This is a genomic window from bacterium (genome assembly GCA_040755755.1).
Lineage (GTDB): Bacteria > SZUA-182 > SZUA-182 > DTGQ01 > DTGQ01 > DTGQ01.
In genome coordinates this window covers 39,023-62,730 of the sequence record JBFLZW010000035.1, presented here as the reverse complement: position 1 = coordinate 62,730, position 23,708 = coordinate 39,023, and the positions used below count along the sequence as shown (strand labels likewise).

The following is a 23,708-nucleotide window of genomic DNA, read 5'->3' as shown; positions in this document are numbered from 1 at the left end:
ACTCTTCTCCCTCACAGATAAAGTTACCAGGGTACTCGTGCCTTGTCAACGATTCCTCTGTGGAGAGGGAGTGCCTGGGCAAGTTGCCGGCGGAGCCAGCGCTAGCCGATATGGAATATACTGATATCACGGCGATGAGAATGCTCAAAGCTAAAAAGAGGCGAGAGATTCGAGAAGACTCACGCAGATGATTCTGATCAATATGCAGTCCAAGCCCCTTTATATCACCGTGTATCTCTTCTATCCCCACATCCTTACCTTAATAATCAGTCAGTGTGCCCTGATTAGCCGCCTGGTCAGTGACAATATACCAGGGATCATCCTCCCCCTCTTTCCAGGTCATGGCCAGGTTTACCGGTCCAGCGGGGTCCTCTCCGGTGAGGAATATCCCTTGCAGGAACAGAGTTTCTCCTTTAGATAGAATGGCACTTACATAAGAATTAGTAATTCTCCCGCAGAGACGCTGAGACGCAGAGGATATCATTGAAAAGTAAAAGTAAAACAAGTTCCTCCTTGTGCCTTTTTACTTTTTGCTTGCTTCCAGGCCGTTGACACATCGATATATCCCGACTTTCATCAGGACCTTGCCGGATTGGTTGTTCTCTGCGTCTTCTGCGGGAGATCTTTTTTCCCTGTGTGCTTTGTGTCCTCTCTATATTATAAGCTTGGCTTATGTAAGTGCCATTCAATATAATATCTTTTTACTTTGCGTTCTTCCGTTGAAAATTGAGAGCATTGGAAATAATCTGCACTATTCCCCTCTTTCCCCTGTTCTTTTCCTGCCCCTTTTCCTCTTCCTTTGTTATTCCATTCCACCCTTCCAGGTTAAATACATCGTACTTTCCCGTCAATCTGATAAAGTCGATGTACCTGAAGTTGTACTTGCCTGCAAGTTTTGCAGCGGTTTCCCGGTTGCCGATCAGCTCATGGAGCGTGTTAACCGCAAAGGACTGGTAAACGGGGTGATGGACCTTAAGGGCGAGCATGGCAAGGTAAAAAGGAATCAGATCATCCTCAATTTCCGGGTATATACCCGCTTCCGGAAATATCTTCAATAAATCCTCGGATGTCCTGATCGTCAGATAGTTTTTAAGGATCTGGCTGAATTCCCAGTTATCCCGTATTCTGACTTCGGGCCTGTTCCCGCTTGCATTGGCCTCTCCTGTCCTGATCCTGAATTTGATGAGCTTTTCCGGGAGTACATGAATTTCATATTTCAGGCACAGGCGTATCCAGAAGTCAAAATCAGGCAGTTGAGCATAGCGTTCATCATAGTATCCTATTGTTTCGTAACATTTCCTCCGGATCAGGATACTGGGGTGGCAGAGGCAGTTGCGGTTATAGAAAAAGTGGTTGAGCCATGCAAAACGGGACTTGTTGTCCTGCTGGAAGATAGTGTAGTAGAAATGATTGACATCGGTAAAATCGTTACCCTGCTCATCAATAATCTGTGCCTGGCTGAAGACTGCACCGATATCAGGATGATTATCCAGAAAGCGGACCTGTTTTTCAAGCCTGTCAGGTAAATAGGCATCATCGGAATTCAGGATAGCAATATACTCTCCCCTGGCTTTCTCAAGGCTAATCCGGGTAGCAACACAGGCACCCTGATTTTTTTCAAAACAGGATAGATCGATCCGCGGATCCTTGAATTTTCTTATTTGATCAGCAGTCTCGTCAGTAGATCCGTCGTCGGTAATAATGATTTCAAAATCCTGATACGTCTGGTCAAGCACGCTTTGCAGGGCTTCGGCGATGTATTTCTCGTGGTTATATGAGGCCATGACAACACTCACCCGTGGCATGGTTCTCGGTCCTTCGGCAAGGCTTTGCCCTTTATCGAGAGTTTCCCCTGAAACTCTTTAAAATGTCACAGATTTTTTCCACATCACTGAGCGTAAGCTCACCATAGAGCGGCAGTGATAAAACCTCCTGAACAACTTCACGGGCAACGGGCAGATTCATCGGCGAGGAAGATGGCAGATGCCGGTAGCAGGTATAGTCACTGCAGAGCGGATAAAAATATTTCCGGGTAAAAACATTATAGCGCTTGAATTCATCGTATACCGTATCTCTGCTTCGCCCAAAGGCCTTTTCCCGGATGCGGATAACAAAATACTGGTAGCTGTTTTTTACTCCGGGACTGTCCTTGAGAAAGCTGACTCCTTCGACATCCTGTAAACATTCCCGGTATGTGTCGGTGAGAAGTTTTCTTTTTGCTCGTTCTTTATCTATGTAGCGTAAATTTATCAGCCCGAGTATAGCCTGCAGCTCATTCATTTTGCCATTGATTCCCGGCATGACAACTTCTTCTTCATTCTTGATGCCAAAGTTTTTCAAAAGATCGATCCTGGCCTTGAGGTTCTTGTCCTGAAAGGTCAGAGCCCCCCCCTCTGCCGTATGAAACAGCTTGGTGGCATGGAAACTCATCATCGAGATGTCCCCAAAATTACTGATCCCTGTGCCTCCGATTTCGACACCGAAAGCATGGGCTGCATCATAGATAACCTTCAGGCCATAGCGGTCTGCTATCTCCTGAATTTTCCTTACATCGCAGGGGGTGCCAAAAACGTGGACCGCCAGGATGCCCGTTGTCTGCGGGGTAATCATCGACTCAATCTTATCGGCATCGATATTCATCGTGACCGGATCGAGATCGCAAAAGACCGGCTTGATATTATTCCAGCTCAAGACGTGAGGGGTAGCGGGAAAGGTAAAGGGAGTGGTGATAACGTCACCGGAAAGGCGCAGGCTCTGACAGGCTGTGATGAGAGCAATGGTTCCATTATTAAACAACGAAAGAAAGGGGACTTTCAGCAGCTCTTGCAGCTTTTTCTCAAGCTGTTGATGCTGAGGGCCGTTATTGGTAAGCCACTTCGATTCCCACACTTCTTTCAGCTTTTCAGTCAGTTCCTCTAAATCAGGTAACAGTGGCCGGGTCACGTAAATCGGCTGTGCAAATGGTTCAGGCTTTTTAACCATTGCTTTTCCCGGCATGGTCATGGAAAAACCGGTCATGGGTTTTCAGGACATTCTCTCTGTCACGCTCTCCTGTTTTCCTGTTTCCAAGGTATATCCCCCAGGGCTGCAAATCTTTGGATACTACAGAACCGGCTCCGACAACCGCTCCTTCTCCGATCGTGACTCCGGGCAGGATAACACTATTAGCGCCAACAAGGCAAAACCTGCCCATATAAACGGGTGCTCGTTCGGTGTTCCGGTACTTTTCATCGATGGTTGGATTTCCGAACCCCCAGGATTTAAAATCTTCCGTGCCGGTCAGGATTCTGCATCCCTGGGATATTCCGGAAAAATCACCCATCTCAAATTTTTCACCTCCGGTTATCGAGGTAAAGCAGGCTATATGAACATAGCTCCCTATCTTTATTTTACTTTTAGCATAGATCAGGACAAAATCATCAATTATGACATTCCGGCCAAACTCGATATTTTCCAGCCCGATGATTTTCGTATACTCAAAAGTTTTAACTCCGGGAATATGGTATTTATTCATAAGCTGTTTCTACCCCTCGGCATTTTCCAATCATATCGAGCACTTTCCCATGGATGGTCCCTCATCAAGTCTGCTACTTGACAGCCTCGAAAATTAACTTTGAATCCTTCCTTGTCTCTTTATTCCTCAATTCCTGGTACTTACTCCTGTGCAGCTTTTGTGGATAAATTTTTTGAAAACCCGCCTCTTGAAGGCGGCGCTTAAGCTCTTGGCGGTTGTATAAATATTGATGTCCCCACTCTCTAAAGCATAAGTTAAGCATTTCAGCTTTTGTTTTCAGCCATCGGTATCCGTATTTCCTTATCCATTCCTGATGCTTCCAGAAGAAAAGATACCGGAAGATCAGGTAATCAAGATCGGGGGTAGCTATCCTGAGTACGCCATTCTTCTTTAAGACTCTATAGAAATCGGCCATCACTCTCAAGCCTTCATCTACAGTCAAGTGCTCAATAAAATGCTCATTGTAGATAAAATCGACAGAGTTATCCTCGAAGGGCAATGGATTCCTGAGATCATGCAGCAAATCCACTTTCTCTGCCTCAAGGTCGATATTTATCCAATTATCGAAGTATACATTTCCGCAACCGATATGAAGCATGAGCATCGTGCAGTCCTCGGGTAATTATCAGGCTTAATCTATCCTGATACAGTAATCACGTCGGTTAGGGGCGAAATTCGGATTATAAAACCGGTCATTGACCATGAATTCTTTCCAGTTTTGCTGCATATAGATACGTTCCTTCTGGACGGCAGCCTGAAACTTGCCTTTTCTCGATACCGATTCATAGTGGTAAAGGACACAATGAGGATTATAGACATTGTAATACCCTGCCCTGGCCAGTTTGAAACAGAAATCGACGTCATTGCCTTCAACAGCCAGGGATTCGGTAAGCCCACCCACCTCAAGGTATTTGTTTTTGGAGATCATCAAACAGGCCCCCGTAACACAGCCATATTCCCGTATCAGGTTGTTATAATGCTTGTAACCGCCTTCATATGCCCCGAGGAATCTATTTATGTGACGGCAGCCCATGACCACACCGGCATGCTGAATAGTGTTGTCGGGGAAGAGAAGCTTGGCCCCGACTGCTCCCACTTCGGGAAGCTGGGCCAGACCAAGCATACTTTCTATCCAGTCAGGAGTGATTATTTCAGTATCGTTGTTCAGAAGGATTATATATTCGCCCTCGGTTGCCTGGACTCCCATGTTATTTAATTTCGCGTAGTTGAAGTCTATGTCCGCCGTGATTATCCGGTGCCGGGTATTTCGGAGATAATCGAGCGTTGCTTTTTCAATGCTTCTATTATCAATGAGAATAATCTCATAATTGCGATAGGTTGATTTTGCCTCAATGCTTTGGATACAGGTGGCTAGGAGCGGTATTTTATCTTTGAAGGGGATGATAATCGATACTCTGGGATTTCCTTCAGGATAAAATTTCAGAACAGTAAATCCCGCAGGATCATAGCTCAAAACCCTTGCCTTGAGCGAGCGGGCCATGATCTCATCCTGAACTATATGCCGGGTTGAAACAGTCTCCAGCCTGATGGCATTCTGCCAGTGCCGGTGGTATAAGACATCAGCGATTCTCGATATCCTTATCCGGCCTCTGGTCAGCTTTAACACCAGCCGGTAGAGTGAAGCCTGATTGATTTTTCCGATAGTCCTGATTCCCTGCATAACCTGGTCGGTTAACCGAATACAGAGAAAGGCATTCAGGTAGTTATGACTCATGAGCATCAGGGGAGCATACTGCGGCTTGAAATAGGGATTCACCCGTATGCCATATTTATTGATGACATCTTCATCACTGTAAAATAATTCCCTGCTGCTGTCATCCTGAAATGCCTTGGCTACACTGCTCAGAGCGTGCCGGGCTATCATATCCCCCTGCTCAATGAAGCAAATAAATACATGTTCAGTTGCCTGCTCCACTCCCTGTCCCCTGTCAAGCTCATGGATAAGCTGATCGATATTACTGTCTGGGCCAGCTACTAAGAGACTGTAATTCTTGTAGTTTTGGTTCTGCAACCGTTTCGTTATCTTGTGATAAGCCGACCTGTCCAGTTTTCCGTCAAAGAAGTAGATAATGGCAAACCTTACCTGTGCAGAGCTATCGCTTTCACATCGTCTCCTGGAATGATAATATTTCCAGAGCGAATATCTGATAGGGCTGTCATCCTTCAAGTTTTTGTGGAGCTTATACAGGAAGTAACCGAACAGCCTGTTCCAGATGGCCCGGAAATCTCCCCTGGCAAGATCCCTGGTGAAATTGGCGACTACTGCTGGATAGTCTCTTATCTTCGGCATTTAGTTAGCCCTTAAAAATTTTTGATTTGTACGAGAAGATATTCGGTTGGTGTTCAAGAAAATCACTGCTTGGAGTGGGTATTAAGAGGTTTGAGCGGCAGCGGAGGCATGCAATCATAAAGAAATTCCCTGTTGATGAATATCTTAACCCAACAAATTCTCAAAATCATAAGCTTATATTTTATAGCATCTCCGTTCCGATGTGCAAGGAATATTTTACAATCGCCTGAACCGTCATTTCCTGGTTTTATTATAAGCCTTATCAATAACAATTCGCTTGCATCAGGGAATCGAATCCCCATATAATTCAGGGAAAGAAATACCAGTTGTCAGTTGCCAAACATCAGTTTCCAATTTCCAGTTTTTTACTGATCACTGACCACTGGCCACTGATCACTGAATGGCGGGGAGAATCACAGGGAACCATGAAGCAGGTAGCTTTCGTCAAGGCTACGTATAAAACACCGGGTGGAGCTGAAAAATACTCAGTCCGGCTTATCCACGCTTTTCTTGAGGCTGGCTGCTCGGTCAACCTCCTTACGCTGCCGGGACAAAAATGGCCGGACGACTGGCCGGACCATAATCGTGATCGGCTTGCCATAACCCCGCTGGGGCATCAAAACCTGGGGAGGGCCGGACGGCTCATCGCCTTTCAGACAGCGGTAAGCCGCCATGTGCGACTGCATTCTTATGATGTAGTGTTCGGTATCGATTACACGGACGGCCAGACCCATATGCGGGCAGGGGGAGGAACTCACCGGTCTTTTCTCGAATATCGGGATGAAACCAGGAGTATTCCCGCCCGGATACTTCGCTCTGCCAGTATGTTTCACCGGCTGAAGCTGACCTATGAAAAAAAAGCCATTGAGAGCCCCCGGTTACAGAGGCTCTACTGCAACTCGGAAATGGTGAAGCAGGAAATAGCAGCCCGTTACCGTATCTCTCCACAGAAAATCAAGGTCGTGCATAACGGGGTGGAGTGGAAATCTTTTGAATATCTCTTTCATCATAAGGACGAGATAAAGGGAGAGCTTCTGGCACGGCACCAGCTTCCGGCAGGTTCACGATTTCTCCTCTTTACCGGCACCGGCTTTGAGAGGAAAGGGCTGGAATATGCAATCGAAGGGATGCAGCATCTGCCGCCGGACTTCCATCTGCTCATTGTCGGCAAGGGTGAGACGGGGCCTTACCGGAAAATGGCCGGCAGGCTTTTTATCTCGGAGCGGATTCATTTTTTGGGACCGCAGGAAGAAGCTTCCCGGTATTTAGCCCTGGCTGATGGATTTATCCTGCCGACCAGATACGATCCCTTCAGCAACGCCTCTCTGGAGGCATTGGCAGCAGGAGTCCCGGTATTGACCACCGACCGCAACGGTTGCGCCGAGGTCATTCAGCCAGGCAATACCGGCGTTATTCTGTCATTCCCGGTCCGGAGCGATCAGCTCAGAAAGAGTGTCGAGGATTTTACCCAGGTAATGCAACGGGCAGCAAATCCCCTGTATCGAAAGCAGATTCGAGACAGCGTTCAGTACCTTGATTTTGCTGAAAATTTGAGAAGCATCGTTTCCGATGTGCTGAAATCTGACCTGCCGAAACCCAAGATTTCGGAAAGGGAACCAGACCGCAATGATAATGAGGATGCAGGGAAGATGAAAGATAAGGACAATGGGAGATCATACTGCTGATAAAACCATGCAAGAGGCTGTCGGCCCCAGGAAGGAGAATATTTGTGCCATCATCGTTACCTATCATCCCGATGCCGGTTTCCCTGAACGCGCAATAAAGGCAGCAAAACAGGCCGGCCGTATGGTTATTGTCGATAACCACTCCTCCAGTCCGGCGGTTGCCATGTTGAATAAAGCTGCTCCCTCCCTGAACGCTCACCTGATTCTCAACGCCGATAACCTGGGCGTTGCCGCTGCGCTTAACCAGGGTGTGCGGTGGGCCAGGGCGCAAGGGTGCCTCTGGGCTTTAACGCTCGATCAGGATACTATACCTTTGGAAAGTATGGTAGACAATCTGGCCGCTGCCTATCAGGACTGCCCCTTCCGGGAAGAAACAGGCATGATAGGAACTAATTATCAGGACCCGAACAATGGATATGTTTACCGGCAACCGCTCTGTGCCAGGGTTGCGGGTGAGCCTGCGCTATCATGGGTAGAAGAAAAAACCCTGATTACCTCCGGCAGCCTGTTGTCCATTGCGGCTTTTGACAGAGTCGGTCCTTTCCGCGAAGAGTTATTCATTGACCAGATTGATCATGAGTATTGTCTGAGACTCCGCAACTTCGGGTACAGGATACTTCTCTCGCTCCCTCTCGGCATGCTCCATCCGGTGGGTGCCCGGAGAAGTCATAAGTTTCTCTGGCAGACTCTGGAGACATCGCACCACAACCCGCTCAGGCGGTATTACATGACCCGGAATCGCCTCATATTGGCACGCGAGCAGTATGGCAAAATCCGGGGTACGGTCCGGGTGCTCAAAAAAAGCCGCAAGGATATCGCCCGAATCCTTCTTTTTGAAGACCGGAAGATGCTCAAGGTGTATGCCATAGCCCTGGGAGCGTTCCACGGGATCACGGGAAAAGCGGGAAGGTTGCCTCCGGGGGGCGGCTGTCTGAGGGAGAGATTATGGTGCGGCAGCAGGCCGCACGGTCAGGGGAAATCAAGGACATGAACAGGATTTTGTTTATCTATCAGGACGAGAAGCTGCCAAGCAGCCGGATCAGGGTTTTGAACCTGGTACCGGAAATACGCAACCGGGGAATTGATCCGGTTGCCGTCCCCTATCCAAAAACAATTCCTGAAAAGATCAAAATTCTCCGGCAGCTTGGACATTTTGATATCATTTACCTGCAAAAGAAGCTGCTTACGCCGCTTGAGGCCCGGCTTTTCAGGCACAATGCCAAACAGTTGGTCTTTGATTTCGATGATGCCATCTATTACCATGATGACCGGCATGCACAGGCGGAAAGCAGAACAAGGAGCCTGAAATTTCAATGCCTTGTCCGCAGCGTTGACCTTGTGGTTGCCGGAAACCGGATTCTGGCTGATTATGCCGGTCAATTCAACCACAACGTGACCGTAGTCCCGTCGGCAGTGGAAACCCGCAATATACCGCAGAAATGCTACCAAAACGATGCCGGTACCGGTGATCCTGTCAGGGTCATTATCGGCTGGGTGGGGGGGAAAGGCAACCTGCACCATCTGAAGATGCTGTCTCCGGTATTTCAGTCTCTGGCGCGCAGTCATAATATTCAGGTCAATGTTGTCTGTGATGCCGCAATCGATATTCCCGGAGTCACGGTCAGGCACATTCCCTGGACACTCGAGATCCAGGACCAGGAGGTAGCCCGGTTCGATATCGGGGTGATGCCGCTGCCCGATAACCAGTGGACGCAGGGCAAATGCGGATACAAGATCCTGCAATACATGGCTGCTGCAGTCCCTGCTGTCTGCTCCGATGTTGGCAGTAACCGCGACATTGTCGAGCATGGCCGTGAGGGATTTGTGGTTTCATCACCCGGGGGGTTTTATCAGACCCTGAATACCCTCATCACCGATGCCGGGCTGAGAAAGGAAATGGGCGCCAATGCCCGCCGGAAGGTGGAGGAGCATTTTTCCATTCCCGCTGTCGGGAAGAAACTTGCCGATGAGCTTTCCTCACGCCTTTTGTCTTAAAGGTAAGTGGGAGAATCTCTTGCCTTGCTGATCCTTGACAATGGTCCCTTTTGGCTTTAGAATGCAGGTATGGAGGAGAAGGACCAGGCGTTATGGGCAGTTACCTTTACCTGGCAGCAGAGAGACGAAAATGGAGATGATAGAATTCAACCTTCTCAAAGCCGAAATAGAGGCTCAAGTTAAAGAGATAGAGAGAATTTATAACGAAGTGGAAGATAGAGAAAGAGGAGCACAAGCAAGTAAGGCAAAGCTTGAAAGTCTTGGCTACCAATTGCACAATCTGTACTGCGCATTTGAGTATCTCTTTAAGATAGTAGCCTGCTGCTTTGAGAATCGTATCCTGGGGATGCTGTCCAAGGATAGCACTCAGTGTAAGGTGCTGTTGCGCAGGATAACCCTCTCCGTGGAGGGCTTACGGCCCCCCTTGATCTCGAATGAAGCTTACCGAGAGCTCGATGAGCTTCGTGCCTTCCGGTACTTTTTCCGGCATGCATACTCCTATGAGCTTCGCTATGAAAAGGTGAAAATACCACTCGACAGTGCCAGGAGGCTCAAAGGGCTTTATCAGAAAGATATTGCCCAATTCCTGGATACCGTAGAAAAGGAGATCGATCGCCCGTCATGCGACTAGACGAGTGTGAACAAAGGGCTCTCAAATACTGTCTGGCGGATTTTCAGGGTGATGTTTACCTTTTCGGCTCAAGGCTTGACGATACGAAAAAAGGCGGGGACATCGATATTCTCCTCGTGCCAGAGACAGAGGGTAATCCCTTACAACTCTCTTTACGCATCCAAGCCAAATTCTTTTCGATATGCGAGCAGCAGCTTGATGTTGTGATATACAAGGAGGATGACCCGTTTTGCCAGGAGATAATCAAAGGTGCGCAGCGGCTTGATATTGAACGAATTTAAGAATCTCAAAAAAGGATGCAACCTGTTGAAAGCCTCCATAGAGAGGTTTTCCCCCTATGACCCGGAAAAACTGTATACTCCTCCTGAGCTTGAATATTACGACTCCCTTTCGTTCAGATTTGAAAAAAGCGTTGAACTGATTCTCGGCTTCTTTAAGGGATTGGAAATTTTCATCAATGCCAAAAGCAGCGACACGCTCAGGGACCGGTTGCTGATGATGCAGAAAATGGGACTCATCGACGATATCGGATTCTGGCTGGAGGCAAGACTGCTGCGAAATAAGATAGCCCATGTCTACCTGCCGGAGCAGTTGGAAGATATCTATAACGAAATCGTCAATAAATCCCGGACGATTTTCGAGAGCCTTGGGAGAATAGAAAAATATCTTGAGGATGCCGGGATTAAGGCGGTGAAATAGCCGATGTCTTATGGGGATTAATCAAAATCAGTTAGAGCTTTGCATAACTTTAGCCAAAAAATATGGTGTAAGAAAGCTGGTTCTTTTTGGAAGCGCCCTGGAAGAGCTGGAAAAGGCTCATGATTTGGACCTGGCCTGTGATGGCCTGGAAGGGTGGAAGATTTTTGAATTCGGAGCCATGTTAGAGGAAGAGCTGCATACTCCTGTTGACATCGTTCCACTGAGCCCGGCAACCCGCTTCACACGATATATAGAGAAAAAAGAAAAAGTTCTCTATGAAGCTCAGGGACCTCACACAGCTTACTGATCTTGGAAGGAGGTTAAGGGAGAGCAAGGTCTGCATCATCACTTATCTGACACGTTTGGACCAGCGTCAACGAACGAACGGATCCGAACCCGGAAATAACTCATAAGAGATACAGAAGGAGATACCTGATGAATATCTGTGTCATAGGAACTGGTTATGTAGGGCTGGTAACCGGTGCCTGTTTTGCTGAAAATGGCAGTGATGTAATTTGTGTGGACATTGACGAGCAAAAGATCGCCGGCCTCAGGCAGGGCAAAATCCCCATCTACGAACCTGGCCTGGAGGATCTGGTGCAGCGAAACAGCCGCGAAGGGCGGCTTCAGTTCACCACCGATCTGGCTGAAGGGGTCAGGGAATCTCTGATCAATATCATTGCCGTAGGCACTCCTCCGGACGAGGACGGGTCAGCAGACTTGCAGCATGTGCTGGCTGTAGCCAGGTCCATCGGTCAGATCATGGATTCCTACAAGATCATTGTGGATAAAAGCACTGTCCCGGTCGGCACAGCCGAACTGGTACGCCAGACAATAGCCAGGGAAACCCCAATTGAGTTTGATGTAGTGTCCAACCCCGAATTTTTGAAGGAAGGGGCGGCTGTCGCGGACTTCATGAAGCCGGACCGGGTCATTATCGGCTGTGATAGTCCCAAGGTAGCCGATATCATGAGGGAGCTTTATTCCCCCTTTGTCAGGACCGGAAACCCTATCATTATCATGGACATCAAATCTGCGGAAATGACCAAATACGCCGCCAATGCCATGCTGGCCACCCGGATTTCCTTCATGAACGAGCTGGCTAACCTGTGCGAGCGGGTGGGCGCGGATATTGACATGGTGCGGATGGGCATCAGTACCGATTCCCGGATCGGCCACTCGTTCCTTTTCCCCGGCGTCGGCTATGGCGGATCGTGCTTTCCCAAAGATGTCAAGGCCATTATCCGTACCGCTGAAAAGTACCAGTATCCCATGGAAATCTTAAGGGCTGTGGAAAAGGTCAATAACTGTCAGAAAAACCTTCTCGGACTCAAAGTATGTGAGCATTTCAGGAACTGTGGTCAGGAAGGAGTGAAGGGAAAGCTCCTGGCCCTGTGGGGACTGGCTTTCAAATCCCAGACCGATGATATGCGTGAGGCTGCATCCTTGAATATTATCAACCACTTGCTGGCTGAAGGGGCCAGTATCCGGGCTTACGATCCTGCGGCTATGGACCGGGCCAGGGAGATTTTCAAGGATAAAATTCAGCTCTGCTCCCGTAATTACGAGTGCCTCGAAGGAGCTGACGGCCTGCTGGTAATCACCGAATGGAACGAATTCCGCCGCCCGAACTTTGACCGGATCAAGCAACTCATGCGGACCCCGGTTATTTTCGATGGCCGCAACCTCTATGACCCCAAACTGATGCGCGAGAGGGGATTTATCTACTACGGCATCGGCAGACCGTGAGGAAGGAGTGCTCAGTGGCCAGTGGCCAGTAAAGACATCTGCAGTTGGCAGGAGGTTGTCGGTCCGCTTTAAGTATAGATAAGGAAAGGAGTGAAGTGCTCGTAGATCCCAGGCTGAAAATTCAGCCGATTGACAGGATTCAGGATATCGTCACCGGGCGAAAGGCAAAAGGAGAGAAGATCGTTTTCACCAATGGCTGCTTCGATCTTCTCCACGTAGGGCATACCCGCTATCTCCAGGAAGCCAGAGCCTGCGGCGATTGTCTCCTGATCGGATTGAACAGTGACCGCTCTATCCGGCTCATCAAGGGGGAGAGCCGTCCGATTCTCCCCCAGGAGCAGCGGGCGGAGGTTCTGGCTGCCCTCGAATGTGTGGACCTGGTGGTTGTCTTCGATGAGCCTGACCCGCTCAGGCTCATCTCCCTGGTGCAGCCGGACATTTTAGTCAAAGGGGCCGATTGGGGATATGATCAGATCATCGGGCGTGAGGTGGTGGAAGCGGGGGGAGGCAGGGTTGTCCGCATCCCGCTGGTTCCCGATGTTTCGACCACCACCATTATCAACCTCATCCGAAGTCGTTTTGGAGGAAATGGCGAGCGCACTTTGCAGGGAAATGCCAAATAACAGCAATCTCGATACCTTCCTTGCTCCGGTTTTAAAAGCCCTGGAGAAGGGAGAAAAACATATTCATCTCGAGGGACTGTGGGAAACCAGTAAAGAGCTCCTCATCGCTCTCCTGCGGGGGCAGTTGACCGGGAATTTTCTCATCCTGGCACCCTCTTGCGAGCTGGCTGAAAAGCTCTACCAGGATCTGCAGTTTTTTGTCCGCATGATCCATCCGCAGGCAGCCGGGTATTCCGTTCACCTGTTTCCCGCCTGGGAAATCCTCCCCTATGAGGCCCAGTCGCCGCTGCCTGAAGTGGTCAGCCGCCGGATCGAATCACTCTATGCCCTGCTCAACCACCCGGCAGGCATGGTGGTGGCTCCGGTTGAGGCTGCCCTGCAAAACCTTATGCCCAAGAGGGTGTTTAACAGCACGGTAGGATTTTTTGGGGCCGGAGAGACCATCGAGCGGGAGGAAATCATCGGCCTGCTGGTGCGGGGAGGATACCGGATGGTGGACCTGGTGGAAGATCCTGGCGATTACAGCGTCCGGGGTGGGGTGCTGGACATTTTCCCGCCGGGTCATTCATCGCCCGTACGCCTGGAGTTTTTCGGCGATACCATCGAATCGATCCGGCAATTTAATCCTTCGACCCAGCGGTCCGAGAAATTCCTGGAGGAAGTGATCGTCCTGCCGGTGACGGAGGCCATTCTCAACCGGGAGCACTGCCACCATCTTTCCCTCAGGCTCAGGCAGGAGTTTGGGGATTCGTATTTGTACCAGTCGAAGATCGAGCTGCTCCAGGCCCAACTGGACCAGGCAGTTCCTTTTCCGGGTCTGGTGCATTATATCCCCTACCTTTACTCCCGCACGGATACCCTCTTTCAGTATTTGCCCGCAGACGGCCATATTTTTCTCTCCGAACCCGGTGCCGTACAGCGGGCTGCCGAGGACTTTCAGAACGAAGTCGAACGAAGATACCACCAGGTGCACCGGGAAAATCTCCCCTATCCCCCTCCCAGGGAAGGGTACCGGCAGTGGACGGACATTCAGCAGGAATATTTCCCCGGACGGCAGGTTTTTTCCCTGCGCGCCCTGAAGACAGCGACCCTGGCTGAAATCGGGGAATCAGCCCCGGATACTGTTTCCTTTACGGTAAAATCGGTCAGCGGCCTGGTTGGAAAATCGAAAATCATGGGCCGGGACCGCACCTCGTACCTTGAGAATCTGACTTCGGAGATCAAATCCTGGCACCGGAAGCATCAATTGATTGTTCTGGTTTGCGGCAGTGAAAGCCAGGCCGAGCGGCTCGAGGAACTGTTCCGGGAATATGAATTGGGTGTACGGCGTCTGGGTGAGGAGGATGCGGTCCCGCTCCTGTCGGCAGGGGATGAAGCAGTATTGCCTCCCCTGATCTGTCTGGGAGAGGTTTCACACGGATTCTACCTGCCCGGCCTGTCGCTGGTACTGATCACGGACCAGGAGATTTTCGGTGAGCGGAAAAAAATTCCTGCATTCAAAGGCCGTCGCCCGGCTGCGGTTATCTCTACCTTCCGCGACCTGAAAGAAGGGGATTATGTGGTGCACGTGGAGCACGGCATTGGCCGCTACCTGGGGCTGAAGAAGCTGGCTGTCGGGGACATCCGCAAGGATTTCATGCTGGTGGAATATTGTGATGGCGACAAGCTCTATATCCCGCCGGAAAAACTGAACATGGTCCAGAAGTATTCGGGTTCGGGCGGTGCCATTCCCAAGCTGGACAAACTGGGCGGCACCAGTTGGGGCAAAACCAAGGCGCGGGTGAAGAATTCGGTGAAAAAAATGGCCGAGGATCTGCTGAAGCTCTATGCAGCCCGCTCGATTGCCAGCGGCTTTGCCGCTCCCGCCGACACACCCTGGCAGCGGGAGTTTGAGGCATCCTTTGAATATGAGGAGACCCCGGACCAGGCCAGGGCCATCCGGGATGTCAAGGAGGACATGGAGCAGCCACGGCCCATGGACAGGCTGGTCTGCGGGGATGTGGGCTACGGGAAGACCGAAGTGGCCCTGCGGGCGGCTTTCAAGGCCATCACCGGCAACAGGCAGGTCGCCCTGGTTGCTCCGACCACCATTCTGGTGGAGCAGCATTTCCAGAAATTTTCCCAGCGACTCTCCCCCTATCCGGTGAAGGTCGAGATGCTCAGCCGCTTTCGCTCCCGCAGGCAGCAGCAGGAGACGATTCAGGGCCTTCGGGACGGTACGGTGGATGTGGTGATCGGCACTCATCGGCTGCTGCAAAAAGACATCGAATTTCGCAATCTTGGCCTGGTCATCATCGACGAGGAGCAGCGCTTTGGCGTGGCCCACAAGGAGCGGCTGAAAACCCTGCGAAGCTCGGTGGATGTCCTGACCCTTACCGCCACCCCTATCCCCCGGACCCTGAACATGGCCCTGACCGGTGTCCGGGATCTCAGCGTTATCGACACCCCCCCTGCGGACCGGCTGGCTATCCAGACCCATATCATCAAATTCGATCCGGATATTATCACCCAGGCCATTATCCGGGAAATGGAGCGGGAAGGGCAGGTCTTTTTCGTCCATAACCGGGTGGAAAATATCGAAAAGATCGCCGATTATGTCCGCGGCCTCGTTCCATCGGCCAGAATCGCCGTTGCTCACGGCCAGATGGAAGAGCGGCAGCTTGAGAAGATCATGCTGGATTTTGTGCAGCACAAGTATGATATCCTGGTCTGCACCACCATTGTCGAATCGGGGCTGGATATTCCGGCAGCCAATACGATTATCATCAACCAGGCCCACCGCTACGGGCTGGCCCAGTTGTACCAGCTCCGGGGAAGGGTTGGCCGGTCGAGCCGAAGGGCCTTTGCCTACCTGATCATTCCGGGCGAGGATGCCCTCACCGAGGAGGCCCGGAAGCGGATGGTGGCTATCCAGGAACTGAGCGAACTGGGATCGGGGTTTCGCCTGGCAGCCAGAGACATGGAAATCCGGGGTGCGGGTAATCTCCTGGGAGCAGAGCAGCATGGCCAGATTGCAGCCGTAGGCTTTGATCTCTACTGCGACCTGATCCGCCAGGCTGTTCAGGAAATGCAGGGTGAGCCGGTAGAAACCAGCCTCGATATTACCATCGATCTTCAGGTCGAAGCCCATCTGCCCGACTTTTATGTGCCGGACACCAATCAGCGGCTGAACCTCTACAAGCGGGCCTCCCTGCTCGAAAATGATGAAGCCCTCAAGTCATGGAAAGAGGAGCTGGAAGACCGATACGGCGCTCTGCCGGATGCGGCCAGGCTCTTCTTCCAGCACCTGCAACTGCGCCTGCTCTGCCAGAAATGGAAGGTAAAAGCCGTCCACCGGGCCGGGGATCAGGTCAGCTTTACCTTTGACGAGAGAACCCCGATTTCTCCGCCGGCGTTGATTCAGCTTGTCCAGAAGAACGGCAAAGTCTTGCGCCTCTCTCCCCCCGGCGACCTCTCGATGACCGTAGCCAATACCCATGGAGAAGCCCTGATGCGGGAGGTCCAGGATTTTTTCCAGGTTCTGGAAAAGGCGGCGACGGGGGCGGAAGGAAGAGGGGAGCGGGAATCATAAACCAACTATTGTATCTTCTTTATCCCTTTGTGCCTTTGTCCCTGTGTGCCTGAATAAGTTTCCAATTCCCACTCACTCCCCTCATTATCCAAATTTAACCGCCCACCATGCCGATAACGATAATGGAGCCATCACAGAGCCTTTCTCAAACAGATGATAGAAAACCTGATCCATGGCAGGTGAATGTTGTGAAGTGTGAACCATCTAAAATGCAATCTGAAATGCAAAATGAAAAAAAGAGGCTGCCAATCTGGTCCCCCGATCGGGAGGAAGATGATCAGGAACGGTTACGGTATCTGGCTGATATCAGCAGGCGTACCTCACAACCTTTTTGGGTGGGTTATCTTGATGGACGTATAATCGCTTTCAACCGCCCGTGCTGTGAGCTTCTTGGCTACCCTGAACGGGAATTACGAAGTATGGACTGGGCTATGGATCTTACACCCTCCGAGTGGCGGGAAACGGAAACCAGGGCCTTGGAATATCTGCACCTTACGGGCCAGCCGCAGCTCTACGAGAAAGAGTGTATCCGCCAGGACGGATCGAGAGTTATCGTAGAGGTGTTCATTCATCCGGTTTGTGATTTTGAAGGGAATATCCAGTATTATTATGCATTTATTACTGATATCAGTAATGAATGCCGGAAGGTGCGGCAGGTAAACAGGGGTGGCCGAAGGCGATCAAAATGTCTTCCCCTTATCAGCTCGCCGGTTATATACGCCTGCCAGCCGACAGGTGGTTATCCCTTTACCTTTGTAAGCCGGAAAGTAAAGGCTCTTTTCGGCTATGAACCAGCGGAATTCCTGAGCGATCCGGGGTTCTGGATCGATCATGTTCATCCGGAGGATGTTACCCGCATCCTCACCCTCCTGACCCGTCTGGCAGAAAAGGAATATTATACCTTCAGTTACAGGTTTCGACATAAGGATGGCACCTATCACCTGGTGCATAATGTGCTTGGATTGATGAGAGACAGTGACAGCAGACCGCAGGAAATTATCGGTCGGTGGATAGAGATTGCTGAAGTGGAGCAGCATAAGGAGACGCGATGTGGAAGATCAAGTGATATCAGCCATACAAGGAGAGCCCGAATCATCTCAGCGGAGAAAGCACAGGGGAATTTACGAACCGCCCTATGGTAACCTCGGAGAGCTCAATACCTGCCGACTGCTGGCGGATTCGGTAGGAGAGGACCTGCTTTTTGATATTGTAAATCCTTTCTTTGACTTGATTGGAGCTTCAGTAGCCATCTACGAAAAAAATGGAGATTATGTTCTGGGTATTTTCTCTTCGGGCTGGTGTCGCCTGCTTGACCAGGCATCCCGCAATCTCTGCAATACCGACGACAATAAAGAAGCACTGAAGAGCGGCAGGTGGCACTGTCATGAATCGTGCTGGGAAGCTGCAAAACAGGCCATGGAAACAGGCCGTCCGGTTGACAGCAATTGTCAGGGTGGCATTCACCTGTTTGCAGTTCCGATCCTGGCGGGAGGGGAAATCGCCGGGAGCATCAGCCTGGGGTATGGAAATCCGCCCCGGTCCCGTGAGAGGCTTCGGAAAATTGCCGAAAAGTATGGTCTTGAAGCCGACTGTCTCGCCCTGCAGGTATCTTCGTCCAGCAACTGGTCTCCCCTTCTGATTGATCTTGTCAAGCGTTATCTGGGTATTTCAGCCGGTCTGATCGGGGAAATCGTCAAATGCAGGCTGACCGAAGAAGCTTTGCGGAAGGCTGATCATGCTCTGGCCGAGCGGACTGTCCATGATTTAAATAATATCCTGGCATCCATGATGGGCTATGCAGAGCAGATAATCGATGGCCTATCCGAGAAAAATCCGGCCCTGTCCCACCTTCATGCCATGCTCAAAGCTATTCAGCAGGCCAGGGAGCTGCTCAGGCAGGCTCTTGACTGCAATGTTCAGAAGGGGCAGGAGCAGGAACCAATGAAGCCGAAGGGCGGGTGGTCCGCTCCCTTTCTCCGGGGAGAGGAAAGCATCCTCCTTGTTGACGATGAGGAAGCGGTCATCTTCGTCGGGCAGAAGATACTGAGTCATCTCGGCTACAAGGTCTTTTCGAGAACGAGCAGCCTTGAGGCTTTGGAAGCCTTCCGTGCTCAGCCGCAGCAATTTGATCTGGTCATTGTTGACCAGTCCATGCCGAACATGACCGGTACGGAACTGGCCAGGGAGCTCATAGCCATACGGCCTGATATCCCGATCATCCTGTGCACCGGATTCCATAAGGATGCATCACGGCAAAGGATCAGGGATTTCGGCATCAGGGATCTGATCATCAAGCCGATCGATATGCAGGAGGTGGCTCGGACTATCCGGACCGTATTATCGGAAAGGGGATGAGAAATCTTCATGGCTAAGGTGCTGATCATTGATGATGACCAGAAGATTTGTGAGATGCTCTCCTGCGTGGTCAGGCGCAAAGGGTGTAAGGTCACCTGCGCCAATACCCTTGAGGATGGTTTGAAAAAGGCCGCATCCGAAGCGATTGACGTGGCCTTTCTCGATGTCCAGATGCCCGATGGCAACGGGCTGGATGTGCTGCCCAAGCTTCGGGCGACACCCTCCTCTCCCGAGGTCATTGTCATTACCGGAGCAGGTGATCCTGATGGAGCTGAGCTGGCCATTAAATGCGGTGCCTGGGATTACCTTGAAAAGCCTTCCGCGATCAATACCATAACTGCCCCGCTTTTTCGTGCCCTCCAATACCGGCAGGAGAAGAAGGCCGCAAAGCCTGCGGCAGCACTGAAACTGGAAGGTATTATCGGAAACAGCCCGCAGATGAGGGCCTGTTTCGATCTTCTGGCCCAGGCAGCGGGCAGTGAAGCAGGCATCCTGATTATCGGTGAAACCGGCACCGGTAAAGAGCTTTTCGCCCGCGCCATTCATGAGAACAGCAGAAGAGCCCAGAACAATTTCGTGGTGGTCGATTGTACCGCACTCCCGGAAACCCTGGTGGAAAGCGTGCTGTTTGGGTATGAGAAGGGGGCTTTTACCGGAGCGGATAAGACCAGGGACGGTCTGATCAGACAGGCCGATGGAGGTACGCTCTTTCTCGATGAGGTCGGTGAGCTTCCGCTCTCCCTGCAGAAAACCTTTCTGCGGGTTCTGCAGGAACACCATTTTCGCCCGCTGGGCGGCAAACAGGAGATAGCGAGTGATTTCAGACTGGTGGCCGCGACCAATCGGGATCTCGACCAGATGGTCCAGAATGGGCAGTTCCGGAAGGATCTTCTCTTTCGGCTTCGCTCTTTCGTAATCGAGCTCCCTCCTCTCAGGGACCGCTCCGGAGACATCAGAGAGCTGGTTCGGTATCATCTCGACAGGCTCTGCAACCGCTACGGGATGGCCATAAAGGAGCTCTCTCCGGAATTTTTCGATGTTCTGGACACCTACCCCTGGCCAGGAAATGTCCGGGAGCTGGTCAATACACTGGAGAGAACCCTGGCCGCAGCAGGCCACGACCGCTTTCTGTTCCCTAAACATCTGCCAACCTATATCCGAGTCCATGCAGCCCGGGCTGCAATCGGAAAGGAGGCCCGGACCGGCGAGGAGGTTCAGGCCGGGGAGGAGAAAGCGGAAGGGACAGGAAGCAGTTTTACCGGAGAGTTTCCCAAGCTGGGAGATTTTCGCGCCGCCATGCTGGCCGAAGCAGAACGCCGCTATCTCCACGATCTTATGTCATTCTCCAGAGGTAATATCAGAGATGCCTGCCGCATGTCCGGTCTCTCCCGGTCCCGCCTGTATGCACTCCTGAAACAACACCGAGACATCGGCTTGGCTTGAGCTTAGGGTGGGAGCCTGGGGGAGGAAAAGCGGTTATTCTGAATTCTGACAGGAAATCAGCGGCTTTCTGCCGGTGGGGGCTGGTTTTGATGCTGGCAGAGTAAAATGGAAGGTTGCCCCTTTTCCCTTTGCGGAATCAACCCAAACCTTTCCACCGTGATTTTCAATGATCTTTTTAACAATGGCCAGACCTACGCCGGTTCCTTCCACGTGCTTTAATTCCTTCAGCCGTTGAAAAATTTTGAAAACCTTCTCGTGATATTCTTTTTCAATTCCGATGCCGTTATCTTTAACGAAAAATTCATATTCCCCCTCTCGCGCACGACATCCGATTTCGATCATCGGGGCCGCTTCATCCGGGTTCATGAATTTGACCGAATTTGAGATAAGGTTGGTGAAGACCTGCAATATCCTGCCTGGGTCACATAAAAGGGTTGGAAATTCGCTGCTGATAGTCACCCGGATATTTTTCTCATCGATTTTGGGTTTCAATTCATCGACAGCTCTTTGAACGATCTGGGTGATGGGAAAGCTCTGGTAGTCTCCCTCCGTGGTTCCGATTTTCGAGAATTCCAGGATATCGATGATTAACTTTTCCATATTCTCCGCATTTTTCCTGATTCGCTCAAGATAGTAAATCACATCCTCACCGAATTCATTTTTATGATCATTCAGCAGGATAGCCGTAAAGTCCTGCAGAATATAGAGCGGGGATTTCAAATCATGGGAGACAATGGAAACAAAGTTTTGCAACTCCTCATTTTTCTCTTCCAGGGCTTTGTTTTTGGCTTCCAGCTCCTGCTGGAGGTTTTTTTCTTCGGTGATATCCTCTCCGACATTGATGATACCAATGATATTGCCGGTCTGATCGATCACAGGGGTACTATGCCAGGATATTATCCTGATGGCCCCATCGTGAGTTACTATCGGGCACTCGCAGGAAGAAGGAGTTTTGCTGCTGAGAGAGGCAGTAAACCGGCTGGTATACTCCTCTCTCACTTCCGCGGGGGTCATCAATTGGAGCCAGCTTTTGCCAAGGATAAAATTTTTGCTGTATCCGGTTATTTCCTCACATTTTTTATTTGAGAGGATAACTTCGCCATTACGGTTTAAAACCACAATCAGGACATTGGCCGTTTCGATAAGCTGCTTCTCGAATTCCTTCTGCTTGTTCAGCTCGGATTGCGATGCTTGCAGTTTTTCGCTGACCTCTTCCAGTTCTTCATATGATTCCCGGAATTCGTCATGGATGGATTCCAGTTCCTTGTACCGGCGCTTCAGGTTTTCATTTTTCTCAAAAAGCTGTTTTTGCATCCGGTTGATGATTCCGGCCAGATGAGCGATTTCATCCTTTGAATCCACCTGAATCATTGGGGCATGCTCTTCGCCATTCAGGGCCTCTGCCTGTCTGGTGATGGCATCGATCGACCGGGTGAGCCGGGTGACACAGCAGCCAAGGGTAATGCCTGCCAGAATAATAAGTCCGGCCAGAGAGAATAAGACAATACCCTGAGTATGACGGTAAGAAGCTAAAGCCGAATCCACCGACTCTTCGATCACGATTCCCCATTTTACCTTCTCGATCGAAGCCGCCACGCCAATGACCTTGGTGTTTTTATTACCGACATAGATCAACGGTATCTGGAGGTCGCTCTCTTTGGCCCCGAAAATAAACTGCCGTACCTTTCTGATGTGACTGAAATCAATGGCAGCCGAAACCAATCCGATATCGGAATGGGCAATCAATTTCCCATTTTTATCTATCAGATAGACCGTTGTTTCCGGCCTCAGTTTGATGGCCGAAATTTTTGACCAGAGCCCGGAAAGTGATACCCCGGCCTTGATAGTCCCGCTGACGTTATTATCAGAAAAATTCCCGATGGGAATCGAAATATCAACCATCGGTACAGCCTGGTAGGATGGATATACCGGGCTGACAAACAGGTTTTCACGAAAGGAAACTTTATTCTGACCATGCTGGCTGTTGGCTGATCGGCCACCGCCGAGGTCAGCGGGCTGCTTGATCACAACCAGATATTCCTTACCGTAATTGTCAAGAAGAGCCAGTCGATGGACATCAGGTATCTTGTGTAAATAGCGGTCCATCATTTCCTGCTGGCTTATCAATTCCCCGCCCTCTCCCAGGCTGCCGGCCAGGGAGGAGAGGTCATTCATGATCACCGAGAGAAAGCTTTGCGCATCTTCTTGAATACTGGTTGCCAATTGTACATTTTTGCTTCCAATCTGCTGAATTACCTGGTTTTTGAAGGAGAAAGTGCAAATCAGGCCAAAGAGGACAAGGGAGAGGATAAGAACGGTGGAGAGGGAAACGATAAGTTTATTTTTGATCTTATCCCGCCAGGGGATGGTTGGGGATTGCTTCATCGAGAAGTTTTTAGTTTACCGCCAGGTTAAGCTGAGCATGAAAATCTGTTATGTATGAACTTAACGAATTGTTTTCACGTCCTTATCCAGGTAAGGCTTTTTGATCATGAAGTCATAGTAAATTGAGAAAAAAGTCTATCAGGTGAAAAACACCTGCTTTCGGAATATAGCATACTATAATATGTTAATCAACCTTTAAACAGGAGACCTTCCAGCTTAAAAATTCAGAGCCTGTTTTTCAAACAGGCTCTTACACCTTATTTCGGAGCAGTCCTACTCATAAATCACCTCAAAGATACCCCCACTTATTTTTCAGACAGCCTCTCAGGAAATGTTACAGGTTGTGAATTCTCCCCTTGAGGGAGAGTACCACTTGCCTTCCTTGCCCTCTCTGAGGGCACCTCTTCTCCCTCGCCTCTCTGGGGAGAGGGAATTGAATCCTCATTTCCTTGAATAAAATTATTTCCCTCCTACTAGATAATACAGAAAAACCACGATATATTAATAACCTCGCCCAAGGTGCGGGACCTGGTTTTGGTCGGATTAGCTTGAGAAGGGACTTTCCCATACATAAAGGAAACGGATGATTATTGCGGAAAATAGGCTCAAGGAGAGAGTCACTATGGCCGAGTATATACGGCGGTCAATTATTCATTTACTCAATGAGGAGGTGGTGAGGGATTGCCCTTTTCCATGTGGTTTGGATTACTTCCGATGGATACCCAAAAATAAGGAGGAAATTACATG

The 23,708-nt window shown here is 50.3% G+C and carries 20 protein-coding genes; 13 read left to right on the top strand and 7 right to left on the bottom strand.

Going from position 1 to position 23,708, the window contains the following annotated elements:
- Positions 1–259 precede the first annotated feature (259 nt).
- From AB1611_12365 to AB1611_12340, 6 genes are all read right to left on the bottom strand, one after another.
- Complete coding sequence (locus AB1611_12365) at positions 260–484, bottom strand: hypothetical protein (GenBank protein MEW6380385.1); 225 nt, start codon at positions 482–484, stop codon at positions 260–262.
- A gap of 217 nt (positions 485–701) precedes the next feature.
- Entirely contained in the window at positions 702–1,805 is a 1,104-nt protein-coding gene (locus AB1611_12360) for a glycosyltransferase (GenBank protein MEW6380384.1), read from the bottom strand.
- Between the two features lie 31 nt (positions 1,806–1,836).
- Positions 1,837–2,997 (bottom strand): DegT/DnrJ/EryC1/StrS family aminotransferase, encoded by a 1,161-nt coding sequence (locus tag AB1611_12355; GenBank protein MEW6380383.1) that lies wholly within the window; start codon positions 2,995–2,997, stop codon positions 1,837–1,839.
- Positions 2,975–3,514, bottom strand: a complete 540-nt coding sequence (locus AB1611_12350) for an acyltransferase (GenBank protein ID MEW6380382.1) — start codon at positions 3,512–3,514, stop codon at positions 2,975–2,977. Before AB1611_12350 ends, AB1611_12355 begins: the two co-directional genes overlap by 23 nt.
- Positions 3,515–3,587: 73 nt before the next feature.
- Positions 3,588–4,118 carry a methyltransferase domain-containing protein gene (locus tag AB1611_12345; protein ID MEW6380381.1) on the bottom strand — a complete coding sequence of 177 codons (531 nt, stop codon included), beginning with the start codon at positions 4,116–4,118 and terminating at the stop codon, positions 3,588–3,590.
- A 27-nt stretch (positions 4,119–4,145) separates the two neighbouring features.
- Entirely contained in the window at positions 4,146–5,825 is a 1,680-nt protein-coding gene (locus tag AB1611_12340) for a glycosyltransferase family 2 protein (GenBank protein MEW6380380.1), read from the bottom strand.
- 425 nt (positions 5,826–6,250) lie between these two features.
- On the opposite strand from AB1611_12340, the gene AB1611_12335 reads away from it, so the two are divergent.
- The 13 genes from AB1611_12335 (at position 6,251) to AB1611_12275 (ending at position 20,576) form a co-directional block, all read left to right on the top strand.
- Positions 6,251–7,510, top strand: coding sequence for a glycosyltransferase family 4 protein (locus tag AB1611_12335; protein MEW6380379.1), 1,260 nt, complete (start codon positions 6,251–6,253; stop codon positions 7,508–7,510).
- Entirely contained in the window at positions 7,491–8,501 is a 1,011-nt protein-coding gene (locus tag AB1611_12330) for a glycosyltransferase family 2 protein (GenBank protein ID MEW6380378.1), read from the top strand. Before AB1611_12335 ends, AB1611_12330 begins: the two co-directional genes overlap by 20 nt.
- Positions 8,456–9,505 carry a glycosyltransferase family 4 protein gene (locus AB1611_12325; GenBank protein MEW6380377.1) on the top strand — a complete coding sequence of 350 codons (1,050 nt, stop codon included), beginning with the start codon at positions 8,456–8,458 and terminating at the stop codon, positions 9,503–9,505. Before AB1611_12330 ends, AB1611_12325 begins: the two co-directional genes overlap by 46 nt.
- A gap of 130 nt (positions 9,506–9,635) precedes the next feature.
- Entirely contained in the window at positions 9,636–10,136 is a 501-nt protein-coding gene (locus AB1611_12320; protein ID MEW6380376.1) for a hypothetical protein, read from the top strand.
- The gene (locus AB1611_12315; protein MEW6380375.1) at positions 10,127–10,417 is read left to right on the top strand and encodes a nucleotidyltransferase domain-containing protein; all 291 of its coding nucleotides are present in this window, start codon (positions 10,127–10,129) and stop codon (positions 10,415–10,417) included. Before AB1611_12320 ends, AB1611_12315 begins: the two co-directional genes overlap by 10 nt.
- Positions 10,404–10,835: a hypothetical protein gene (locus AB1611_12310; GenBank protein MEW6380374.1), complete on the top strand. Its 432-nt coding sequence runs from the start codon at positions 10,404–10,406 to the stop codon at positions 10,833–10,835. Before AB1611_12315 ends, AB1611_12310 begins: the two co-directional genes overlap by 14 nt.
- A gap of 10 nt (positions 10,836–10,845) precedes the next feature.
- Positions 10,846–11,142 carry a nucleotidyltransferase domain-containing protein gene (locus tag AB1611_12305; GenBank protein ID MEW6380373.1) on the top strand — a complete coding sequence of 99 codons (297 nt, stop codon included), beginning with the start codon at positions 10,846–10,848 and terminating at the stop codon, positions 11,140–11,142.
- A gap of 128 nt (positions 11,143–11,270) precedes the next feature.
- A complete protein-coding gene (locus AB1611_12300; protein MEW6380372.1) occupies positions 11,271–12,584 on the top strand; it encodes a UDP-glucose/GDP-mannose dehydrogenase family protein in 1,314 nt (437 codons plus the stop codon).
- Positions 12,585–12,679: 95 nt separating this feature from the next.
- Complete coding sequence (gene rfaE2, locus AB1611_12295) at positions 12,680–13,207, top strand: D-glycero-beta-D-manno-heptose 1-phosphate adenylyltransferase (protein ID MEW6380371.1); 528 nt, start codon at positions 12,680–12,682, stop codon at positions 13,205–13,207.
- The gene (mfd, locus tag AB1611_12290) at positions 13,173–16,778 is read left to right on the top strand and encodes a transcription-repair coupling factor (protein MEW6380370.1); all 3,606 of its coding nucleotides are present in this window, start codon (positions 13,173–13,175) and stop codon (positions 16,776–16,778) included. Before rfaE2 ends, mfd begins: the two co-directional genes overlap by 35 nt.
- Before the next feature lie 209 nt (positions 16,779–16,987).
- Positions 16,988–17,920, top strand: coding sequence for a PAS domain-containing protein (locus AB1611_12285; protein MEW6380369.1), 933 nt, complete (start codon positions 16,988–16,990; stop codon positions 17,918–17,920).
- Positions 17,829–19,133 (top strand): response regulator, encoded by a 1,305-nt coding sequence (locus AB1611_12280; GenBank protein ID MEW6380368.1) that lies wholly within the window; start codon positions 17,829–17,831, stop codon positions 19,131–19,133. Before AB1611_12285 ends, AB1611_12280 begins: the two co-directional genes overlap by 92 nt.
- Before the next feature lie 9 nt (positions 19,134–19,142).
- Positions 19,143–20,576, top strand: a complete 1,434-nt coding sequence (locus AB1611_12275) for a sigma-54 dependent transcriptional regulator (protein ID MEW6380367.1) — start codon at positions 19,143–19,145, stop codon at positions 20,574–20,576.
- A 33-nt stretch (positions 20,577–20,609) separates the two neighbouring features.
- Here the strand turns inward: AB1611_12275 and AB1611_12270 are convergent, their stop codons facing one another.
- Positions 20,610–22,961 carry an ATP-binding protein gene (locus AB1611_12270; protein MEW6380366.1) on the bottom strand — a complete coding sequence of 784 codons (2,352 nt, stop codon included), beginning with the start codon at positions 22,959–22,961 and terminating at the stop codon, positions 20,610–20,612.
- Between the last annotated feature and the right edge of the window lie 747 nt (positions 22,962–23,708).

What these genes read in the sequence shown, in the direction of transcription:
- AB1611_12365 (MEW6380385.1), bottom strand. Translation starts at nt 484, where the DNA reads ATGATATCCTCTGCGTCTCAGCGTCTCTGCGGGAGAATTACTAATTCT.
- AB1611_12360 (MEW6380384.1), bottom strand. Translation starts at nt 1,805, where the DNA reads ATGCCACGGGTGAGTGTTGTCATGGCCTCATATAACCACGAGAAATAC.
- AB1611_12355 (MEW6380383.1), bottom strand. Translation starts at nt 2,997, where the DNA reads ATGCCGGGAAAAGCAATGGTTAAAAAGCCTGAACCATTTGCACAGCCG.
- AB1611_12350 (MEW6380382.1), bottom strand. Translation starts at nt 3,514, where the DNA reads ATGAATAAATACCATATTCCCGGAGTTAAAACTTTTGAGTATACGAAA.
- AB1611_12345 (MEW6380381.1), bottom strand. Translation starts at nt 4,118, where the DNA reads ATGCTCATGCTTCATATCGGTTGCGGAAATGTATACTTCGATAATTGG.
- AB1611_12340 (MEW6380380.1), bottom strand. Translation starts at nt 5,825, where the DNA reads ATGCCGAAGATAAGAGACTATCCAGCAGTAGTCGCCAATTTCACCAGG.
- AB1611_12335 (MEW6380379.1), top strand. Translation starts at nt 6,251, where the DNA reads ATGAAGCAGGTAGCTTTCGTCAAGGCTACGTATAAAACACCGGGTGGA.
- AB1611_12330 (MEW6380378.1), top strand. Translation starts at nt 7,491, where the DNA reads ATGGGAGATCATACTGCTGATAAAACCATGCAAGAGGCTGTCGGCCCC.
- AB1611_12325 (MEW6380377.1), top strand. Translation starts at nt 8,456, where the DNA reads ATGGTGCGGCAGCAGGCCGCACGGTCAGGGGAAATCAAGGACATGAAC.
- AB1611_12320 (MEW6380376.1), top strand. Translation starts at nt 9,636, where the DNA reads ATGGAGATGATAGAATTCAACCTTCTCAAAGCCGAAATAGAGGCTCAA.
- AB1611_12315 (MEW6380375.1), top strand. Translation starts at nt 10,127, where the DNA reads ATGCGACTAGACGAGTGTGAACAAAGGGCTCTCAAATACTGTCTGGCG.
- AB1611_12305 (MEW6380373.1), top strand. Translation starts at nt 10,846, where the DNA reads ATGGGGATTAATCAAAATCAGTTAGAGCTTTGCATAACTTTAGCCAAA.
- AB1611_12300 (MEW6380372.1), top strand. Translation starts at nt 11,271, where the DNA reads ATGAATATCTGTGTCATAGGAACTGGTTATGTAGGGCTGGTAACCGGT.
- mfd (MEW6380370.1), top strand. Translation starts at nt 13,173, where the DNA reads ATGGCGAGCGCACTTTGCAGGGAAATGCCAAATAACAGCAATCTCGAT.
- AB1611_12285 (MEW6380369.1), top strand. Translation starts at nt 16,988, where the DNA reads ATGCAATCTGAAATGCAAAATGAAAAAAAGAGGCTGCCAATCTGGTCC.
- AB1611_12275 (MEW6380367.1), top strand. Translation starts at nt 19,143, where the DNA reads ATGGCTAAGGTGCTGATCATTGATGATGACCAGAAGATTTGTGAGATG.
- AB1611_12270 (MEW6380366.1), bottom strand. Translation starts at nt 22,961, where the DNA reads ATGAAGCAATCCCCAACCATCCCCTGGCGGGATAAGATCAAAAATAAA.